The following is a 17,980-nucleotide window of genomic DNA, read 5'->3' on the forward strand; positions in this document are numbered from 1 at the left end:
GAGTGCCCGCGATCACTTACCAAACCTGCGTTGCCTCGACTGGTACACCCTTATGGCGCGAAGAAGGTCAATCTTCCTGAATTCCGGCCACAGGACGTCTAGGAAAACCAGCTCCGAGTAAGCTATCTGCCACAGCAGGAAATTGCTTATCCTCTCCTCCCCACTCGTCCTGACCACTAAGTCTGGGTCAGGGTAAGGCAGGTCGCCTGTATAGAGGTACCTTTGGAAGACCTCCTCGTTTATGTCCTCCACCGACAACTTACCTGCCTGCACGTCCATGATGAGCCTTCTCACAGCATCGACGATCTCTCTTCTTCCACCGTACGCCACCGCGATGTTTAAGAACCTCTCTGAAAACTCCGCTGTGTATCTTTCCAGCTCCTCAATCTTAGATAGGAGGCTTGGGGGCAGGGAGGCCTTGTCACCGATGAACTTCACGCGGACGCGGCGCTTCTCAACCTCCCCGGAGGTCTTCAGCTCCTCGATTTTCTCCTCTAGCAACTTGATTATCTCCTCAACCTCCTCCCTGCTCCGCCTCATCAGGTTCTCCGTCGATAGCACGTAGAGCGTTACAGTCTTCACCCCTAAGTCGTAGCACCACCTGAGAACCTCCTCAGCTTTCTCGGCGCCGTAGCGGTGCCCCAGCCAAGGTGGAAGCCCTCTCGATTTAGCCCACCTTCTGTTGCCATCAAGGATGAATGCAACGTGCCTTGGGATGTCGCCGCTTTTCACTTCCTTCTCGAGCAGGTACTCGTACAATCTGTAGACGCCAAGCACCCTTGCAAGCACTCGCCACAGCAAGGCGTATCACTAAATTTATGATCGAAAGCGAGGTATTAACCACTTATGCAGAGGATTCTCGCCAGAAGTGTACGTGACGTTGAAGATGTTGTTGAGACCGTGGCTAGGGTGATTGACCACACAAATCTAAGGCCCGAGGCTACTCTCCAGGATTTAGAGAGGACGTGCCTGGAGGCAGTTCAGTACGGCTTCTACGCTTGCTGCGTTCCACCTTTTTTCGTCAGCAGGGCTAGACGCGTCGTGGGTGAGAGTGTAAAGGTGGCAACGGTGGTTTCCTTCCCGCACGGGAACTCGCCCGCCGAAGTCAAAGAAAGGGAGGCTAGGAAGGCCTTCGAAAGCGGCGCTGACGAGGTTGATGCCGTTATTAACGTCTCCATGCTGAGGAGTGGTATGGTGGCGGAGGCCGTGGAAGAGGCTAAACGCCTCCTGGAAGTAACCAGAGAGTATGGTGGGGTTCTCAAGGTGATCATCGAGACAGGTTTCCTCGACAGCAAAACGATATACGATGTCTCCAGGGAGCTTGCTAAAGTAGGTGTGCACTTTGTTAAGACGTCTACGGGTTTCGGACCACGAGGTGCTACACCCGAGGATATCTTGATTATTCGGAAAGCCGTCTCTGGGACATCGACGCGCATAAAAGCTGCAGGAGGTATTAGGACTGGTCTACAAGCTTTGTACTTCTACCTCCTGGGGGCAGACCGGATAGGAACAAGCAGTAGCATACAGATAATCGAGGATCTCCGGAGAATTTCGTCAAACAACGTATAGAAGAACAACAAGCGTAAAAATTATTATACCACCCCCGTCTTCTACCCCTCTGACGCGAAATGAAAGGACTGGCGTCAATCTACGGCTACGGGGCGTACATCCCCATTTACAGGATTGAGGCAAAAGAGATTGCGAGGGTGCACACCAAGGGTGGGGAGAAAGCCCCTGTGAAGGCTAAAAGCCTCCCAGGACCCGACGAGGACTCATTAACCATCGCGTACGAGGCCGCGAAAAACGCTTTGAAGAGGGCAGGCATCGAACCCTCCCTCATAGAGGCGCTCTACATCGGATCTGAGAGCCCGCCCTATGCCGTTAAACCGTCGGCCACGGTGATAGCCGAGGCCCTGGGATTCTCGAGGAAGCTCTACGGCATAGACATGGAGTTCGCCTGCAAGGCGGGAACCACTGCTGTGATCAGCGTTGCAGCCCTAGTTTCAGCTGGAGTGATAAAGTACGGCATGGGCATTGGCACCGACACAGCCCAAGGCAGACCCGGGGACGAGCTCGAGTACACAGCTGCCGCCGGGGCAGCAGCCTACGTCCTAGGTCCTCTCTCGAGGGAGTCGGTAGCGACAATCGAGCATGTTTACAGCTACGTGACCGATACACCGGATTTCTGGCGTCGGGAGGGTGAGAGGTTTCCAATGCACACCTTCCGGTTCACCGGTGACCCGGCGTATTTCCACCACATAGAGAGCGCCGCTAGAGGCTTAATGGAGGAGACGGGGTTAAAGCCCAGCGACTTCAACTACGTTGTGTTCCACCAGCCCAACGTGAAGTTCCCGCAGAGGACGGCGCAGATGCTGGGGTTCACGGAGGAACAGCTGCGACTGGGCCTGCTCTCAGGGGAGATCGGCAACACTTACGCTGCCGCGTCGCTGATCGGCCTAGCAAACGTGCTGGATCACGCTAAACCAGGCGAGAGGATACTCGTAGTTTCCTTCGGCAGCGGTGCAGGCTCCGACGCCCTTAGTATAGTCGTAGAGGAGGGCATTGAGGCTAGAAGGAACCTGGCGCCCAAAGTTTCCCACTACCTTTCAAGGAAAAAGCTCGTAGATTACGCCTACTATCTGAGGTACAGGAGGTATATCCACGGGGTGGTCTAAATGGGTAACAGAGTATTTATCGTTGGCATTGGTGCCACAAAAATAGACGAACACTGGGACCTCTCACTCCGCGACTTAATGACCGATGCCTCGAGGAAAGCCATCCAGGACGCCGGCCTCTCAAAACGCGACATTGAGGCGGTGTTCGTGGGCAACATGTCATCCGGCTACCTTCAAGGGCAGGAGCACCTTGGCTCCCTGCTCGCAACGTGGCTTGGAATACCGGGTGTTGCTGCGCATAAAGTCGAGGCAGCCTGCGCCAGCGGCGGGGCAGCCGTTCATAGCGCCTACCTAGCGGTAAAGTCAGGTGTCTACGACTGCGTGCTGGCGGTTGGAGTGGAGAAGCTCACAGATGCCACAACCAGTGACGCTACGAGCGCACTGATAATGGCTGAAGACCAGGAGTACGTGGCTTTCGCGGGTTTCTCGTTCGTAGCCCTTAACGCCCTCGTCTACAGAACGTACATGAAGAAGTTCGGCGTTAAGCAGGAAGACATCGCTCTCTTCGCAGTCCACGACCACAGGTACGCAGCGAACAATCCTCTAGCCCAGTTCCCCAAGCCTGTGACCCTCGATGAGGTCCTGAGGTCGCCCCCCGTCGCAGACCCGATAAGGCTCTTGGAGAGCGCTCCTCTCGGGGACGGGAGCGCGGCGCTGGTTCTATGCTCCGAGGAAAAGGCCAAGAGAATCGGGAAAGACGTACTCATCGAGCTCGCGGGGAGCGGGTTAGCCACAGACATACTTAGCCTTCACGACAGGCCCGACCTCACAACCCTGGCGGCAACGGTGAAGGCCAAGAGCTCCGCTTTTAAGCAAGCCGGCATTGAATCCAAGGATGTGGACTTGCTCGAGGTCCACGATGCCTTCACAGTGCTAGGCGTGATACACTTGGAGGATCTTGGATTCGCCCGTAAAGGCGAGGGGTGGAAACTCCTCAAGGAGGGTCAACTCGAGAGGGATGGTGACCTCCCCACGAACACTATGGGAGGTTTGAAGGCTAGAGGTCACCCGGTCGGCGCGACTGGGGTTTACCAGGTATACGACCTAGTCACCCAGCTAAGGGGGGAGGCGGGAGCCAACCAGGTCCCCGACGCGGAAGTGGGCTTAGCTCAGAACGTCGGGGGTGTTGGGGGGACGGTTGTGGTTAACATCGTGAGAAGGGTGAGGTAGAGTGGCGTACATGAGGAGTGTTCCAAGGGTTTGGCGTGAAAGGGTAACGAAGTACAGGTTGATAGGGGGTGCTTGCAAGGACTGCGGGAAGACCTTCTACCCGTACAGGCGAAGCTGCCCTGTCTGCGGCTCTGATAACGTCGAGCCGAGGAAGCTGCCGGAGACCGGGGTCATCGAGACGTTCAGCATTGTGAGGTCGCCGCCCGCGGAGTTCGTGGGCCAAGCGCCCTACGTCGTTGCTTTAGTGAGGCTAGACGATGGAACACTCGTTCCCGCGCAGATAACTGACGTTGAGCCGGATGAAGTACACGAGGGGATGAGGGTAGAGGCTGTCTTCAGAAGATACAGAGAACAGGGAGAGAAAGGGATAATAGAGTACGGCATTAAGTTCAGACCTGTGATCAATAACGAGTGAGGAAAAGACAGCTCGCGAGAAACTAGTGGAGATTTTTCTCAGTAACCCTGGCGTAGAGTTCACTCTCCACGATCTTCTCCAAATGCTCTCCCTCAGGAGCTCCGACGCGAAAAGGCTACTCGACGACATAAACCACGCGGCTAAGACTATCAGAAGAGCAACAAATAACAGCGCCTTTATCGCCATGAAACCCCCCGTTTGCCGCGACTGCGGGTACGTTTTCACAAGCCTCGAGAGCGCGCGCAAGCCTAGCAGGTGTCCCCGATGCAAAAGCGAGCGGATATTACAGCCAAGCTTCATTCTAGTCAAGCGAAAGTAAGTCGTGGATCAGTCATTACTCTCCTCCGCGAGGACCCCCGCAATGGCCGTCAAAATAGACGGCGCGGCTACGTCGGTCGCTAAGGTGACTCCCGGCAGGACGTCTATCACTAAGTCCGAGAAGCGGAGCACGCCTGTCGGGAGTCCTTCACGCGACCCGATCAACACTAGGACCTTGTCGCTATTCTCGAAAATTCTCCGCACATCTCGCTTGACCTCGCCGACGTACCTGCCTTTGGTGGACGTGGCGATGATAGGAATGTTCCGCTCGCGGTAATCCCTTACTAGCTGGTAAAGGTCGAAGAGGTTCACCGGCACCCTATGGACTTTCCTACTGTAGCTGCGCGTCTGTATGCTGTAACGAGAATCTATGCCTTCAAGCACACCTCTGATGAAGCCAGCTAGCGGCCGGGCATCGACAGGAGTATATGGTGTGATGACGAGTTCCTTTACCTCGAAGGACTGAACAGCCCTACCTATGCGGACTCCGACCTTGTAGGAGGCTTCGGCGTCAGCGAGGTACGGGACTTGACCTATCACTATTTTTCTAAGGTGCACTAGAACGTTCGGTTTCCTATCGTAGCTTTTCCTGAAGACTACTGACCCCGGGGTTACGGAGACGTAGGCGGTATCTCCCAGTACTTCAACCCAGAAGATCTTGTCGGGGTTTTCGAGATCGACGGGGTTGCCTCTCACGCTCTGCACGCACGCCCCCGCTTTGACATTCACATCTATAGAGGTGAAGCTATGATGCCCTCTGCGTTCGGTGCGAACCGCGAAGGACTCCGACTCACCCAGCACCTGTGGAGCAAGGCTCCTCACAGCCTCGCATATCTCTTCCAAGTCTGCCTTTACAGCCCGGTAAATCGGGAGAACTCTTTCGGCCTCTACTACTCGCGACGAGAGCTCTTTCGTCAACAGGTCCACATCGAATCCCTGGCAGTACACGATGATGAGCCCTTGAAAACCTCCGGGCATGGGCTCAGCCTCGACGCCGAACTCCTCCTTTATCCGGCTTGCGGCCACTCTCTCGAGGCCTAGGTGGGTCGTTACTACCAGGCAAGGCTTAAGTTCCACGACCACACACCCTCTGATGGCGTGCGGGCTTTTAAACTGTCCTTGTGATTGTTGAGAAAAAGAAGCCGTCTGTCCGGTGGAGGTGGGGGTAAAGCCTGTAGCACCCATCGCAGGGCTTGATCAGCCTGCTCTCGAGGCTCGGAGGGAGCATGGGCTTCAAGGGCTTGAAGGTTTTCTCCAGCTTTGCCAAAACCTTTTCACCCTCCTCTGGAAAGATCGAGCACGTAGAGAAAAGTATTGGGGCGCGAGGTTTAGATAACTTCAGAGCATTCCTAAGCAAGAGAACCTGGGTCTGGCTTATTTTCTCCAGATCGCTCCGGCTCAGATCCCAGAGGGCGAGCCTAAGACCCGGGTCCCGCGGGATTGCGCCGCTGTTAGTACACGGTGCGTCTACGACGACGCCGTCGAAAAGCTTCCTCGACTGGAAGAACCTCCCGTCGGAGCACACGAGGTCGTACACGCAACGAGATGAGTCCATGAAGCTCCTGCATGATGGCAATCTCTTCTGAGACACATCTACGGCTATGATCTCAGCCTCTCTTGCCTTGTTGCAGACGATAGAGGACTTAAGGCAGGGAGCTGCAGCTAAGTCGGCAATGAGGCCGCGGGGGTTGAGCGATAGAAACGCTTCCACGGCGATTACACTGGCCTTATCCTGGTAGACCGCGCCCTTTGGGAGCTGCGGTAAGGGATCATCCGCATTCAACTCTACTGACAGCAGTGATTGGGTATCCTCGTCTATCTTCACAGAAAAACCGCGCCCCGACAAGTACTCTTTGACGCGGTCGATCAAGCCGGGTTCAGCCACCCTTATCCACACGTGCCTTCGATTTAACGACCTCAAGACATTCCTCGAAGCCTTTTCTCCGAACGTCGCTAGGGCAGTCTCAGCTACCAACGGAGGTATGCTTTCTTCGTAGGCTAAGCGTTGAGCGGTGGGCAACTCCTTGATTTCAAGCGTAGCCTGCTCGATAGCGCGCTCAGACAGTAGAGACATGAGACTGTCGCTGAGCAAACCACCTCTTACAGCTTTTAGCTTGAGGCGGGTCTCCCAATTTTCCCGTACGAGGTAGAAAGCTACTAGGAAAGCCATTCCCCTGCGCAGAGGCAGAGACTCTTTACCGTGCTTCCTCAGAGTAAACATTGCAGGACCGATATTTTCAAGCGTGCGTTTGGAAAGCAGGTAGACAGCTTTTCGCTCACCTGGCTTCAAGCTGAACTCCCCAAGAGCCTCTTGGAAAGCCGAGTCCAGCGACAGCGAGTGTCTCGATATAAGCTCTAGGACTCTAACGCTAGCCCTAAACACTACTGGCGTAAGGTTTTCGAGTACAATCTCCATGTGAAGCAATGGTACGTCTTGGCTTTTTCTTCGTTTCGTCCCTGCGTTCGCCCTCGGTCTTTTTCTTCTTATCCTAAGGCTTGAGTGAAAGTTTGGGGGCTGCTCGATCTCGGAATAGATTTCCAGGCGCAACCATAGAGGAGCATACCGGGCAGGTGAACCGTGCTTGATCAGGAGCAAGGCGGCAAGGTCACTTAGCACAATTGTCGCCTTTACTGGGTCAAAAGCAAAGAGCTTTCAAGGGGGCTCTTTAGACAGAGGGGGCGGATGTGTCGGGCGGGGACGTTGCGCGCGATGTGATCATTAGAAGAATCTTTGAATAATAAAGGCGATATTGTAGCTTACATACGTTGCTGTGAACACGGCTATGAACGCTCTCTCCGTCGGCAAACGCTTGTATACCTTTAGGGTAGCTGTAAGCAACCCGATGACGAGAATCTGAGTTATGCGGAAAAGTACGTTGAGGTACAGGATGTCTAGTGGCAGCAAGGCTAGGATGCTCAAGGGGAGCGTGGCGGCGAGTACCGTGGCGATGTACTCGATGCTAATTCTCTTCTCGCCTCCCATAAGCCTAGATGGAGCTTCAAGCGCTGTTAAGAGAACTACGAGGCCTGCTAGCGCGGGAAGCAACCTGTAGACGCCCGTGACGGGCAGGAAGAGCTGGTCAAGCCCAAAACACACGTATGCACCGTAAATTGAGGACACCCCCGTCAGTAGCGAGTAAGCCGCAAGCATGAGAAGCGACAGCTTGGGATCAGAGTACAGAAACGATACCAGGCTCTCCGGGACCAGCACTGGGAGGATGTACTTTTCTACCCATGCAGCGGCGCCTCTTTTTTCCGAGATTAAAGTCCTTATGCGGGACTCGTTCTCCAGCATAAAGCGGTAGAGCCTAAAGCCCTTCTCCGTCAACACGTACTTACGCTTCTCGTTTTTAGCTATAAACCCCTCAAGCTTGTCGAGATTATAGTAGAGGTTGCCGGTACTGGTCCCGACGGCTGACTTCAGCTCACTGAAGGAGGCCTCGCCTCTCTCACCCAGCGTCCTCAGTATGGCCCTCATGTAGGGGTTACCTATTATCGCGTAAACCTGCTCGAGGTCTGCGTCGCGCTGAGGCTCCTGCATAGTGCGTGTCTAGCAACATGTTTTGTGGTAAATATAGCTTTAGGGCAACGCTTCGAGCCAGGTCTCAGACCGTAAGCGCGAGCTATATTAGGCTCCTGAACTTACTTTTTCTTGCAGAATGCCGAGAATAATACCCGTGGCAGGGCTAGCTGTCTTTAGCGAGAGCGATTTCGAAGAGCTTGACAGGAGGCTTTCGCTAATGGAGGGTACGGGAGCGTGGATACAGATCGTGACCACGTGGAACACCCTTGTAGCTGAGAGCGTGGGCGAGGTGGTCGACGCGTTTTACGACCGCAATCTCTATCTCGCGTCCCTAAGGTTCGGTTACGTCGCAGGTATCGACGTTGAAGACTTCGAGAAAATCTGCATGATGGCAGACGAGTCGGCGGGTAGGACTATAATTATCTTGAGGCCCGGCGAGATCTCGAGTAGGGAGCTTGAGCGGATGTACGACGTAGCCGCGACATACAAAGTGAAGGTTCTCCTGGAGCCAGGGAATCCCTCTGAGCTCAGGAGAGTGAGCAGAGCTATTGGCTCCTTCGCCGGGGGAGTTATGGGCCTTTCAATGACCGAGGAAGACTACCCGTCGACAGATTCTTTCGCGGAAGCTCTGAGGAACAACCTGCAGATAACTAGGAATCTTAACATCTCGAATTACGAGGAGGGTCAACCAGCATCCATTCTCATCCCTTCGCAGTACAACAACCCAAAGCTGCTTCGATTTCTCGTCAAGCAGAGATTTGAGGGCTTCCTGACCCTCTTCTACGGGAGGGGAAGCGTCGACGACGCCTGGCTCATCCGGCAAATTCTAAGCCTAAAGGAGCAGCTCGCATCGCTCGAGGAGGGGGAGGATTAAAGAACCACTTCCAATACGAGCGCGCCGTGATACCCACAGTTTTCGCACACGTAAAGCGGCGGAGTGAGGCCGACTACCCCGATTTCAACTATCCTAGTGCTCCCGCACACCGGGCACACTTTCACCGTGGGCTCTCTGCCCCTCTCTGCTTTGATTGCGAGAGGACTACCCTCAACGGCTATCCTCTCTTCAGGAACGCCATTAGCAACCAAGAACTCTATGGCTTCGTCTTTGCTCGAGTACGGAAGACTGGAGAAGCACACCTCCCCTGCGCTTTCAACGCGAAGATTTAACTTCTCCTCGACCCATCGCCTTGCCGAGCAGTCAAACTCGACACACAGTACCTCCCCGCACCTAACTACGTTGTAGAACGTTTCAGGATAGTGCATTGAATCACTCCTCGCGGGCACACAAATTTATGCTTTTCACTATAACCTGGGAGGGGAGTCGTATGGGCGAGTGGGGGCTCAGAGCCTTGTTTTTGGCTGTAGCCGCACTAACGCTGGTCTCCCTCATTGCGCTCGGGTACTTTCAAGAGATAAACCCCTCCGAGGCAAAACAGCTCTACGAGTCAACAGAGCGGTACTTCGAGAGCTTACTGGTCCCAGGGGATTTCGAAGCTACGGCGACGAACGTGCTGGTAGATTTCGCGCTACTGGTTCTGTCGTGTAACATCCCCATTATTGGACCGGTCGTGGCAGGAGCCACATCCTACTACGCTGGCTACACTCTTAAAGCTCAGCATGTGGTCACTGGTCGAGGTGATCTCACTGTCATCGCAACCGATGTCGTAAACCTTCTCCAGATCATGGCCATTACTGTCGCTTGTGCAGAGGGATTATTCCTTACATACAAGGTCGTAAGGCGGGAAAAGGCAGAGGTCCTCGGTACACTAGCGGTTATCACAGTCGAGCTGGGGTTGATCGTCCTCTCAGTCGTAATAGAGGCCCTGCAAGCACTCGCTTAGCGGGCCCTCCTGCCATTCTCGAATGGCGCTTTTTGCATCCGCTTCATTGAGATTTTCTAGGTTTGGTGAACTTCACAGAGGAGCGGCCCAAGCCGAGGAACCCCCGCTGGCTTAGCGGGAAAAATATCGTAATTAGACCTCGTTATTGCTAAATTTTAAAATATTAACGCAGTGTGATAGATAACGGGTGAACGCATGCTGGAGGGCTTTGGCATAAAAACGCTCGACGACGTGGATGTAAAAGGTAAAGTTGTAGGCGTAAGGGTCGACTTCAACTCGCCTGTAGACGCTAAAACCGGAAAACTTCTGGACTACAACAGGATTATCGCCCACGCCGAAACGACGCTAAGGGAACTCGTGACCAAGGGAGCGCGGGTGGTTGTCCTTTCCCATCAGGGCCGTAAAGGTGACCCGGATTTCACGAACCTGCGCGAGCACGCCGAGGTACTTAACAGGTATCTGGAGGGGAGAGTGAAGTTCGTAGACGATATATTCGGCGAGAGAGCAGTCCAAGCGATAAAGAGCCTTCGAGAGGGCGAGGTTTTGGTCCTGGAGAACGTTAGGTACTGGGATGGGGAGACTAAGGCTGCTAGCCCCGAGGAGCACGCCAAGTCGGAGCTTGTGTCTCGGCTCGGCCCTCTCATGGACGTTTACGTTGTAGACGCGTTCTCTGCCGCTCACCGCCCTCATGCTTCACTTGTCGGCTTCGCCCCGGTCGTGAGGCACTTCGTCGCTGGTAGGGTCATGGAGAAGGAGCTTAGGGCGCTTTACAGGGTCCGCAACAACCCTGAGAGGCCGTGCATCTACGTGATCGGTGGTGCTAAGGCCGAGGACACTGCCGACATAATCAGGAGCGTGCTAGGCGGAAACATCGCAGACAGGGTACTTACAGGGGGGCTTGCGGCGAACCTGCTTTTGCACAGCGCTGGCTTCAACATAGGAGAGAAGAACTTGAAGGTTCTGGAGGAAAAGGGGTTCCTGAGTCTGGAGAAAGAGCTCAAAGACCTTCTATCGGCGTACAAGGACAGGATCGTCCTGCCTGTCGACTTAGCCGTGGAAAAAGACGACAGAAGGGTCGAAGTCGAGGTTTCGAAACTACCCACTGATGGCTTGATTAAGGACATCGCGTCTCGGACGGCTAAACTCTACTCAGAGCTCATCAAGGGCTCGAAGACTGTTGTGATGAACGGACCCTTGGGTGTTTTCGAGGACGAGAGGTTCGCCCAGGGAACTAGGGCGGTGTTTGAGGCTATGGCATCCTCTGGCGCTTTCACGCTAATCGGCGGAGGCCACACGCTAGCAGCTGCCTCGAAGCTCGGCCACATTGACAAGGTGTCCCACGCCAGCACCGGGGGAGGAGCTCTAATAGAGTACCTCATAAAGGGCACCCTTCCCGTAGTCGAGGTGCTGAAGAAATACTCGAGGTAGCGGAAACATATAATACGCTCTTTTTCCACTAAAGCCACGGTATGAAAACAGTCTGGTCTATTTCTCTCACCGAGGAAGTCCCCCAGGGGAGCATAGCCGTAATGGGGCTACCCGACGTGGGGCTTGTGGGACCAATAGCGACGTCACACCTTGTGAGGCAATGGGATCTCAGGAGCATCGGCTACATCGACTCGCCCAGCATGCCTCCTGTAATACTCTTCCATGAGGCGTCCCCCCTACTTCCGCTTCGGATTTACGGTGGGTACAAGGGCAACGACTTCATACTGGTGGTGCACTCGGATGTCGCTATTCCTCCGCAGTCAATACATGGGCTCGCAGCATTCCTAACCTCTAAGCTACTTGAGAAGGGGGTTAAAAGGCTCTTCCTGCTCGGCGGTATAGCGGTGCAGGACAGGCTGAACATCGATGTTCCACGCACCTACGCGGCTTCCATAGAGCCTGAGATGCTGGACTACGCTAAGAGGATGGGCATCGAGCCTTTAAGGGAGGGCTTCATCGGGGGCGTCTACGCGCAGATTCTGAAGGAGGGTTACAAGAAAAAACTGGGAGCTCTAGCTCTGCTCTCCGAGTGCTTTCTGAACTACCCAGATCCGGGTGCTTCTGCCTCCACCCTGCAAGCGCTTTCCAAGCTCATTGGAAAAGACGTCGACGTCAAACAGCTCATCGAGCAAGAGGAGGAGATCAGGCTTAAACTCCGCGAGCTAATGAAGAGAACTATGGAGACTATGAAAGGTTCAGGTAAGGAATACGAGTACACTATACCTGCTCTGTACGTTTAGGTGAACGGCATGGAGTCCTGGGTAAGGAAACAACTCGAGGAGATCATGAAGGAGTTCCAGAGAATCAGAGAAGAAGTCGCCAGATTCGAGGAAGAACTCTTTCAACCCTTCGCCGCTCAGGAGGAGAAAACGGTCGTCCCCCTCTACGAGGTCCGGCGATCATCCGACAAGATAAAAATCTGCGCTGACCTCGCAGGTGTTAAAGATAAGGAGAGCATAGACGTAAGGGTAGAAGGGAATGTTTTGAGGATCGAGGCCGTCTTCTCTAAACCTTTTGCCTTAGAGGAGTTCGCGTTTCTAAGAAGGGGGATTTCGAGGTACAAGCTCGAGATACCCCTCCCGGACAATGCCGACGTTAACAACATCAAGGCCACCTTCAAGAGAGGCATACTTGAGGTCGAGGTTCCTCTACGGGTAGAGAAGTTTAAGGTTAAAGTCGAGTGAAAAACTACTTAATCGACCTCAGCTTGTTTATCAGCTCATTTAAGTCCTCCACACGGGTCACAGCAAGGGGGATATTTTCCCTCTTCGCTATCTCCAGACCCAGCTCATCGACCTTCTTAACTCCGTGCAGGACCACTAGTGCTGGGCGCAGGCCGCCCATTCCAGCCTGCATAGACTTAACAGCGACCATAGGGCTCCTGCCGTAAGACACACGGGTGAATATCGCGGCTCTTTGGGTTGTAGCACCGTACAGCTTTACGTAGTCGTACGATGGGACGTCTAGAACAAGCTTGATGCTGTCGACGAGGGTGTAGCCTAGCAACGGGGTCGAGACGAAGGCTGAGCCTACTATCAGGTCTGCCTCTATGGCCTCGCAAAAGCGAGCGATCGATATGGGGATGCTGAACTCGCGCATGTCTATCACCGCTTCCCTCAGGAGGTCGGAGCCTAGCAGTATGCGCCTGAGCCCCGAGAGAATTATGCCACCTCTTTCGATATCCTTAAGGATCAGGCTCTTCACGAACCTCGCAACGAACTTGGCTCCGGGAGACTTCCTCCTACCGCTTTCGTAGTCGCTTAGGACAGATGCGGAGACTCCCATCTGGGCCGCGACTTCAACTTGCGTTAGGCTGAACTTCTCGCGCCACTTCCTCATTTCTCCTCCAGGGTTCTCGGACATAATAATTTCCCCGGCGATTTTCGCGGCGATCTCCCGGAGGGAGGGGTCGCTGAACCACTCATTAGCGCCTTTGCTTCGATTCATCGTGGATGGAGTTTGTACATCTGTTATAAATGCTTTAGCGATTTGTCGAATGCTCAACGGGCATTTTTATTAGGAGTTCAGGTAGTGTAGTATCGGCTGTGAAGAAGCTCGGAAGGCCCGAATGATGGGGAGCTCGTGCAGGGCGGAGCCGCTATGTAAAGCAAATAATTATTGGGTGTGCTTAAAACTTCTTTATATCCCTATTCTGCAAAAATAACACTTGGGGACTAGACCATGACTTACCGTGTTGGAATAAACGGTTTTGGAAGGATAGGTAGAAACTTTCTGAAAGCTGCCCTGCAGAACGAGAAGTTCTTGAAGACCTTCGACGTAGTAGCCGTGAACGACCTAGCTGATGCAAAGACCCTCGCCCACCTCTTCAAGTACGACAGCGTGTTCGGCAGGTACAAGGGGAGGGTGGAGGTTCAGGGGAATAAGCTTGTCATCGAGAACTACGAGATAGAGGTTCTGAGCGTGAAAGATCCGTCTCAGCTACCCTGGTCTAAGATGGAGGTCGATCTCGCGCTCGAATCTACCGGTCTATTTACAGACAGGGAGAACGCGTCTAAGCACCTGACAGCCGGAGCTAAAAAGGTCGTGATCTCTGCACCTGCCAAGAACCCCGACATCACTATTGTTATGGGAGTGAACCACAAACTGTACGACCCGGGAAAGCACCACATAATATCCAACGCCTCGTGCACGACGAACGCCTTCGCGCCCGTGGTTAAGGTTCTGCACGAGAACTTCGGAGTAGTTGAGGGCATGATGACGACTGTCCACGCCTACACAAACGACCAGAGAATACTTGACCTCGTGCACAAGGATCTCAGGAGGGCCAGAGCCGCCGCGCAGAACATAATTCCCACGTCTACAGGAGCGGCCCAGGCTATCATGGAGGTGTACCCCGAGCTCAAAGGGAAGCTCAGCGCCATCGCGATACGCGTTCCAGTGCCCGACGGATCGCTGGTCGACTTCACAGCCCTGCTGAAGAGGCCGGTCACGAAGGAGGAGATGGACAGCGCGTTCAAAAGAGCGGCTGAGGGGGAGCTTAAAGGTATACTGCAGTACGTGGACGAGCCGATCGTCAGCAGCGACATCATCGGAAACCCGCACTCGTCCATTTACGATGCCCTAGCAAGCGACGTCCTCGGGAAGAACGGTGACATGGTTAAAGTGTTCGCGTGGTACGACAACGAGTGGGGCTACTCCTGCAGGCTAGTGGACTTAATGGTTTACCTCGCAGAGAGAGGGCTCTAGCAATCAAGCATCGAAGCTGTAAATTGATTCTTTTTTACTGAAGATAACTTTACCTCTGCATTTTATCTCGATTATCCGGTGAAACGGGATAAATTTAGCTACTCCCCCGATCACCACCAGTAAGCCGTCCCGCGTGACGCCGGTCACGCTCTCACCTGTGAACTCCTCGATGCCGCCTTGAAAGCCCCTTGATAGGATTTTCACAACTACAGTCTTCCTATCCAGATTCTTATCCCAGAGAACCCTTTGAAAGAAATTCCGCATAGGGTTTTTCATCTCACGACCACCTTTCTCCTGTATCCGATCTCAAGCACTGCTCTAACGTGCGGCGGAATCCTCTTCTTCCCGGCTAGACGCAGGTAGATAAACTTTTCATCCAGCTGTAGCTCCGAGACTTTAACCGACGTCAGCTTCTCCACGAATTCTTTCACCTCAACTTCGTCTACAACTGTCTGGATGCCTGGACAATTAACGGGACAAAGCGTGCAGAACTTACCGTCAATGTAGTCGAGCCCCGGGCATGGAGCACGGAGCCCGTCGTGGAGCATGGCCGTGTAGTTGTTCGCGCAGCAGGCGCTGAGGAAGGGGACTAAACCCTTCTCCCTAGCGATGGCCAGGGCTTCCTTTTTCACATCATGAAGCTCCACTGGGAGCTGCTTCCCCTGCTTGAGCTCGGCTTTCACCCTTCTTCTGATCTCGGAGGTGTCGAAGCCTGCCTTCTCAAGGCGGTCGAGTATTAAAGGGGTGACCCTAAACCCTCCGACCACAACCCCGACAGCTCCGTGGGCTTTAGACGCCGCAAGTATGTCATCGACCTCCTCGCTGTTGACGCCAGGGATGAGCGGCCTGAGGAACACCACCGGGTGTAGCCCGTTTTTCCTCATCATCTTAATGGTCTCTAGCCTAGCTTCCGGGGATGGTACTCCAGGCTCGAGACGCTCACTTTTTGTTAGAGTCACCAGCGTTACCAGGGGGCTTAAGGGAAGCTTAACAGAGGCTAAAGCTCTGACCTGAGTCTCTTTAAGAGCACTCTTGGTAGAGAACTGAGTGGGATTGCCAAGGTACCTGCTAAACGCTTGAAGGTACTCGAGCGTGCGGTGAAAAGCCGAATCGTCAACGAAAGGCTCGCCCAGGCTTCCAATTGCTATTAAGGTACCGAGCCTTCCCGGGAGGAAGAAGGGGTTTGATAGCAGGGCATAAGTCATCTCCTCCCCGCTAAGAGCGTAAATGTTGTACACGGAGTTGCTAACCCCCATGTCCGGGAGGTAGCAGTATGTGCACCGGTAAGCACAGCCAACAACGCTGTGCACTGTTGCGCCGCAGGGTCTGGGCGGCTTTCTAGCGTGGTAATCACCCCTAACCTTCAGGGCAGCATCTAGGGGTAGCTTGCTCTCGAGCTCCCTCGTAAGAAGGATTTTCCTGTAGTAGAGGTCACGAAGCGAGAGCTTCAGAGCCAAAGAATGCACCGCCTCCCGTTGGGCCCCTTGAGCCGCGGTTACCTGTACCTCGGTCTGAGGCTTAAATACCTTGGAAGCCTCGAGCTGACCAGCGGGTAGCCTTCCGTGTCCCTTTTGAGCCTGCTCAGCAGCTCGTGAAGGTCCATCTCCAGCTGTCCTTCTCCCCTCACCCTGACGCTCAGCCTCCCTGTTTCGGCCTCTCTCTTCCCTATGACCACCACGTAGGGTATCCACTTAACCTCAGCGTCCCTTATCCTCTTCGATATGCTCTCGTCCCTGTCGTCTATGTCAACCCTGAAGCCCTCGGCCTCCAGTATGTCCGCAAGCCTGTCAGCCTCTGCGAGGAACTCTTTCGTAAACGGGATTACCCTCACCTGGACTGGTGATAGCCAGACAGGGAGGGAGGGTAGGCCCCCGGCCTTAGCCTTCTTAGCCGCGGTGTCGAGAACGGCGAAAATGTACCTCTCGATAGAGCCGATGAGCGCCGTGTGGATGATGACCGGGTGTTTGCGCTGCCCATTTTCGTCCACGTAGGTGATGTCGAAGCGCTCAGCGTTGCCGACGTCGATCTGGAATGTTCCTATCTCCCTGGGTCTGCCGAGCTCGTCGATGATGTTGTACTCAACGTTGAGAACCCAGTAGTACTTGCCCTCCGGGACGAAATGCAGAAGAACAGGCTTCCCTTCCGCCTCAACCAGCTTCTTAACATACTCCTTGTTGGCCTCGAGGAAGGACTTCGTTAAGTTGTATATGCTGACGTAGTCGCGGCCCAGCTTCCGGATCTCCTCGTATATCTTCTCGTGCACCTTGAAGGAGAGCTCCATCGCTTCACGAAGGTCCTTACAGAAGATGTGCAGATCAGGCATGGTGAACTTCCTGAGGCGGAAGCAGAGCAGTAGCTCGCCGGGTTGCTCAAGCCTGTAGCTGTCAGCTATCTCGAGCATCCCGAGGGGGAGGTTCCTGTAGCTTATATCCCAGTCCTTTATCATTGCGAACTGCTGGTGGCACGCCGCGTACCTGAGTATTAGTTTCTTGTCGTCGACCTCCAGCTGGTAGAGTCTGTCTCCGTAGAGCTGCGCGTGCTGCAGAACGGGTTTGTGCTCGAGGTTGAAGGTGTTGGTGCCCCTCACCTTGTACACCGGTATCCCTAAGCTCCGGGCTACCCGCCAAGCGTACTCGGCAACCACTTCAACGATTATAGTGGCCTCTGGTCCGTACCGCATGTGGCCGAGGTCGCTCATGGGCTCCCACTCGAAGCCGAATTTCCGGCAGTACTCTAGGTATGACGGTTCACCCCCTTCGCGCCGGCGCTTGAAAACCTCTGCCTCGAGCAGTGCGACAAAGTCCTCCGGTAGTCCGCTGGGCAGCTCCTCGATCCCGACTACCCTACCATCTGGGAGCATCACCGCGAAGTCCTCGAACCCCCTCCTGGCTTTTTCACCGGGCCTTATCGTTCTCGAGAGCTCGGAGAGCGGGTGTCCGTAGCACTCGACAGTGAAGCGCTTGTACCAGCCAAATGGGGCTCTCTTGACGCTCGCACCCTGCGCCTTCAACAGCTCCTCGATGGATTTCAGCAACGGTAACGCTTCGCCGGGCTCAGCGAGGTTGTCAGAGAGGTGCGCGTAAGGGTACAGCACGACTTCAGACGCGCCCACGCGAGTGTACACATCCCTTATCTCTTGAGCGGCTTTTTCAGCGATACCTGGATCTGAGGAGTCGCCTTTTTCGACGGTCACAAAGGCCACCAGCGTGTTTTCCGCGCGGCCAGTCCTGTTACCTTCAGATAGCTCCTCAGCGGAGTCAACGGCCTTCTCCCTTGCTTCGTACTCGAAGCTCCGTGCGTGGATGAGGAGGATCTTCAACTACCTCACCCCTTGATTCACACG

General features: G+C 54.4%; 20 protein-coding genes. 11 read left to right on the forward strand and 9 right to left on the reverse strand.

Annotation, left to right across the window (positions count from 1 at the left end; translation table 11 throughout):
- Positions 1 to 12: 12 nt before the first annotated feature.
- Positions 13 to 801 (reverse strand): polyprenyl diphosphate synthase, encoded by a 789-nt coding sequence (uppS, locus tag ACNO7C_RS01025; RefSeq protein WP_460025175.1) that lies wholly within the window; start codon positions 799 to 801, stop codon positions 13 to 15.
- Positions 802 to 846: 45 nt separating this feature from the next.
- Between uppS and deoC the strand changes: the two genes are divergently transcribed.
- The 5 genes from deoC (at position 847) to ACNO7C_RS01050 (ending at position 4,579) form a co-directional block, all read left to right on the forward strand.
- Positions 847 to 1,569: a deoxyribose-phosphate aldolase gene (deoC, locus tag ACNO7C_RS01030; protein WP_460025176.1), complete on the forward strand. Its 723-nt coding sequence runs from the start codon at positions 847 to 849 to the stop codon at positions 1,567 to 1,569.
- Positions 1,570 to 1,628: 59 nt separating this feature from the next.
- Positions 1,629 to 2,675 (forward strand): hydroxymethylglutaryl-CoA synthase, encoded by a 1,047-nt coding sequence (locus tag ACNO7C_RS01035; protein ID WP_460025177.1) that lies wholly within the window; start codon positions 1,629 to 1,631, stop codon positions 2,673 to 2,675.
- Positions 2,676 to 3,845 carry a thiolase domain-containing protein gene (locus ACNO7C_RS01040; protein WP_460025178.1) on the forward strand — a complete coding sequence of 390 codons (1,170 nt, stop codon included), beginning with the start codon at positions 2,676 to 2,678 and terminating at the stop codon, positions 3,843 to 3,845.
- Between the two features lie 10 nt (positions 3,846 to 3,855).
- Complete coding sequence (locus ACNO7C_RS01045) at positions 3,856 to 4,260, forward strand: Zn-ribbon domain-containing OB-fold protein (protein ID WP_460025946.1); 405 nt, start codon at positions 3,856 to 3,858, stop codon at positions 4,258 to 4,260.
- 184 nt (positions 4,261 to 4,444) lie between these two features.
- A complete protein-coding gene (locus ACNO7C_RS01050) occupies positions 4,445 to 4,579 on the forward strand; it encodes a hypothetical protein (protein WP_460025947.1) in 135 nt (44 codons plus the stop codon).
- Positions 4,580 to 4,587: 8 nt separating this feature from the next.
- On the opposite strand, the gene ACNO7C_RS01055 is transcribed toward ACNO7C_RS01050, so the two are convergent.
- From ACNO7C_RS01055 to ACNO7C_RS01065, 3 genes are all read right to left on the reverse strand, one after another.
- Complete coding sequence (locus ACNO7C_RS01055) at positions 4,588 to 5,661, reverse strand: SPOUT family RNA methylase (protein WP_460025179.1); 1,074 nt, start codon at positions 5,659 to 5,661, stop codon at positions 4,588 to 4,590.
- Between the two features lie 25 nt (positions 5,662 to 5,686).
- Positions 5,687 to 6,994 carry an RsmB/NOP family class I SAM-dependent RNA methyltransferase gene (locus tag ACNO7C_RS01060; protein WP_460025180.1) on the reverse strand — a complete coding sequence of 436 codons (1,308 nt, stop codon included), beginning with the start codon at positions 6,992 to 6,994 and terminating at the stop codon, positions 5,687 to 5,689.
- A gap of 303 nt (positions 6,995 to 7,297) precedes the next feature.
- On the reverse strand, positions 7,298 to 8,119 hold the full coding sequence (locus tag ACNO7C_RS01065) for a DUF7347 domain-containing protein (RefSeq protein ID WP_460025181.1): 822 nt from the start codon (positions 8,117 to 8,119) through the stop codon (positions 7,298 to 7,300).
- A gap of 118 nt (positions 8,120 to 8,237) precedes the next feature.
- Between ACNO7C_RS01065 and ACNO7C_RS01070 the strand changes: the two genes are divergently transcribed.
- Complete coding sequence (locus ACNO7C_RS01070; RefSeq protein ID WP_460025182.1) at positions 8,238 to 8,975, forward strand: hypothetical protein; 738 nt, start codon at positions 8,238 to 8,240, stop codon at positions 8,973 to 8,975.
- Here the strand turns inward: ACNO7C_RS01070 and ACNO7C_RS01075 are convergent.
- On the reverse strand, positions 8,972 to 9,364 hold the full coding sequence (locus ACNO7C_RS01075) for a hypothetical protein (RefSeq protein ID WP_460025183.1): 393 nt from the start codon (positions 9,362 to 9,364) through the stop codon (positions 8,972 to 8,974). The genes ACNO7C_RS01070 and ACNO7C_RS01075 overlap by 4 nt on opposite strands.
- 62 nt (positions 9,365 to 9,426) lie before the next feature.
- Here ACNO7C_RS01075 and ACNO7C_RS01080 point away from each other — a divergent pair, with 62 nt between their 5' ends.
- From ACNO7C_RS01080 to ACNO7C_RS01095, 4 genes are all read left to right on the forward strand, one after another.
- On the forward strand, positions 9,427 to 9,942 hold the full coding sequence (locus ACNO7C_RS01080; protein WP_460025184.1) for a hypothetical protein: 516 nt from the start codon (positions 9,427 to 9,429) through the stop codon (positions 9,940 to 9,942).
- A 195-nt stretch (positions 9,943 to 10,137) separates the two neighbouring features.
- A complete protein-coding gene (locus tag ACNO7C_RS01085; RefSeq protein ID WP_460025185.1) occupies positions 10,138 to 11,370 on the forward strand; it encodes a phosphoglycerate kinase in 1,233 nt (410 codons plus the stop codon).
- A gap of 41 nt (positions 11,371 to 11,411) precedes the next feature.
- A complete protein-coding gene (locus ACNO7C_RS01090; RefSeq protein WP_460025186.1) occupies positions 11,412 to 12,170 on the forward strand; it encodes a proteasome assembly chaperone family protein in 759 nt (252 codons plus the stop codon).
- Positions 12,171 to 12,179: 9 nt separating this feature from the next.
- Positions 12,180 to 12,614 carry an Hsp20/alpha crystallin family protein gene (locus ACNO7C_RS01095; RefSeq protein WP_460025187.1) on the forward strand — a complete coding sequence of 145 codons (435 nt, stop codon included), beginning with the start codon at positions 12,180 to 12,182 and terminating at the stop codon, positions 12,612 to 12,614.
- A 4-nt stretch (positions 12,615 to 12,618) separates the two neighbouring features.
- Here the strand turns inward: ACNO7C_RS01095 and ACNO7C_RS01100 are convergent, their stop codons facing one another.
- Positions 12,619 to 13,377 carry a helix-turn-helix domain-containing protein gene (locus ACNO7C_RS01100; RefSeq protein ID WP_460025188.1) on the reverse strand — a complete coding sequence of 253 codons (759 nt, stop codon included), beginning with the start codon at positions 13,375 to 13,377 and terminating at the stop codon, positions 12,619 to 12,621.
- A 234-nt stretch (positions 13,378 to 13,611) separates the two neighbouring features.
- Here ACNO7C_RS01100 and gap point away from each other — a divergent pair, with 234 nt between their 5' ends.
- Complete coding sequence (gap, locus tag ACNO7C_RS01105) at positions 13,612 to 14,637, forward strand: type I glyceraldehyde-3-phosphate dehydrogenase (protein ID WP_460025189.1); 1,026 nt, start codon at positions 13,612 to 13,614, stop codon at positions 14,635 to 14,637.
- Positions 14,638 to 14,640: 3 nt separating this feature from the next.
- Here the strand turns inward: gap and ACNO7C_RS01110 are convergent, their stop codons facing one another.
- From ACNO7C_RS01110 to ACNO7C_RS01120, 3 genes are read right to left on the reverse strand one after another with little or no spacing between them, the layout of a single operon-like run.
- A complete protein-coding gene (locus tag ACNO7C_RS01110) occupies positions 14,641 to 14,913 on the reverse strand; it encodes a DUF504 domain-containing protein (protein WP_460025190.1) in 273 nt (90 codons plus the stop codon).
- Positions 14,910 to 16,094 (reverse strand): radical SAM protein, encoded by a 1,185-nt coding sequence (locus tag ACNO7C_RS01115; RefSeq protein WP_460025191.1) that lies wholly within the window; start codon positions 16,092 to 16,094, stop codon positions 14,910 to 14,912. The genes ACNO7C_RS01110 and ACNO7C_RS01115 overlap by 4 nt, the downstream gene beginning before the upstream one ends.
- Positions 16,095 to 16,132: 38 nt before the next feature.
- Positions 16,133 to 17,956, reverse strand: coding sequence for a threonine--tRNA ligase (locus ACNO7C_RS01120; protein ID WP_460025192.1), 1,824 nt, complete (start codon positions 17,954 to 17,956; stop codon positions 16,133 to 16,135).
- Between the last annotated feature and the right edge of the window lie 24 nt (positions 17,957 to 17,980).

The organism is Infirmifilum tikiterense (assembly GCF_054696565.1).

Excerpts from the sequence above, each read along its gene's own strand:
- deoC (WP_460025176.1), top strand. The coding sequence starts at position 847 with ATGCAGAGGATTCTCGCCAGAAGTGTACGTGACGTTGAAGATGTTGTT.
- ACNO7C_RS01035 (WP_460025177.1), top strand. The coding sequence starts at position 1,629 with ATGAAAGGACTGGCGTCAATCTACGGCTACGGGGCGTACATCCCCATT.
- ACNO7C_RS01040 (WP_460025178.1), top strand. The coding sequence starts at position 2,676 with ATGGGTAACAGAGTATTTATCGTTGGCATTGGTGCCACAAAAATAGAC.
- ACNO7C_RS01045 (WP_460025946.1), top strand. The coding sequence starts at position 3,856 with ATGAGGAGTGTTCCAAGGGTTTGGCGTGAAAGGGTAACGAAGTACAGG.
- ACNO7C_RS01050 (WP_460025947.1), top strand. The coding sequence starts at position 4,445 with ATGAAACCCCCCGTTTGCCGCGACTGCGGGTACGTTTTCACAAGCCTC.
- ACNO7C_RS01060 (WP_460025180.1), bottom strand. The coding sequence starts at position 6,994 with ATGGAGATTGTACTCGAAAACCTTACGCCAGTAGTGTTTAGGGCTAGC.
- ACNO7C_RS01065 (WP_460025181.1), bottom strand. The coding sequence starts at position 8,119 with ATGCAGGAGCCTCAGCGCGACGCAGACCTCGAGCAGGTTTACGCGATA.
- ACNO7C_RS01070 (WP_460025182.1), top strand. The coding sequence starts at position 8,238 with ATGCCGAGAATAATACCCGTGGCAGGGCTAGCTGTCTTTAGCGAGAGC.
- ACNO7C_RS01075 (WP_460025183.1), bottom strand. The coding sequence starts at position 9,364 with ATGCACTATCCTGAAACGTTCTACAACGTAGTTAGGTGCGGGGAGGTA.
- ACNO7C_RS01080 (WP_460025184.1), top strand. The coding sequence starts at position 9,427 with ATGGGCGAGTGGGGGCTCAGAGCCTTGTTTTTGGCTGTAGCCGCACTA.
- ACNO7C_RS01085 (WP_460025185.1), top strand. The coding sequence starts at position 10,138 with ATGCTGGAGGGCTTTGGCATAAAAACGCTCGACGACGTGGATGTAAAA.
- ACNO7C_RS01090 (WP_460025186.1), top strand. The coding sequence starts at position 11,412 with ATGAAAACAGTCTGGTCTATTTCTCTCACCGAGGAAGTCCCCCAGGGG.
- ACNO7C_RS01095 (WP_460025187.1), top strand. The coding sequence starts at position 12,180 with ATGGAGTCCTGGGTAAGGAAACAACTCGAGGAGATCATGAAGGAGTTC.
- ACNO7C_RS01100 (WP_460025188.1), bottom strand. The coding sequence starts at position 13,377 with ATGAATCGAAGCAAAGGCGCTAATGAGTGGTTCAGCGACCCCTCCCTC.
- gap (WP_460025189.1), top strand. The coding sequence starts at position 13,612 with ATGACTTACCGTGTTGGAATAAACGGTTTTGGAAGGATAGGTAGAAAC.
- ACNO7C_RS01110 (WP_460025190.1), bottom strand. The coding sequence starts at position 14,913 with ATGAAAAACCCTATGCGGAATTTCTTTCAAAGGGTTCTCTGGGATAAG.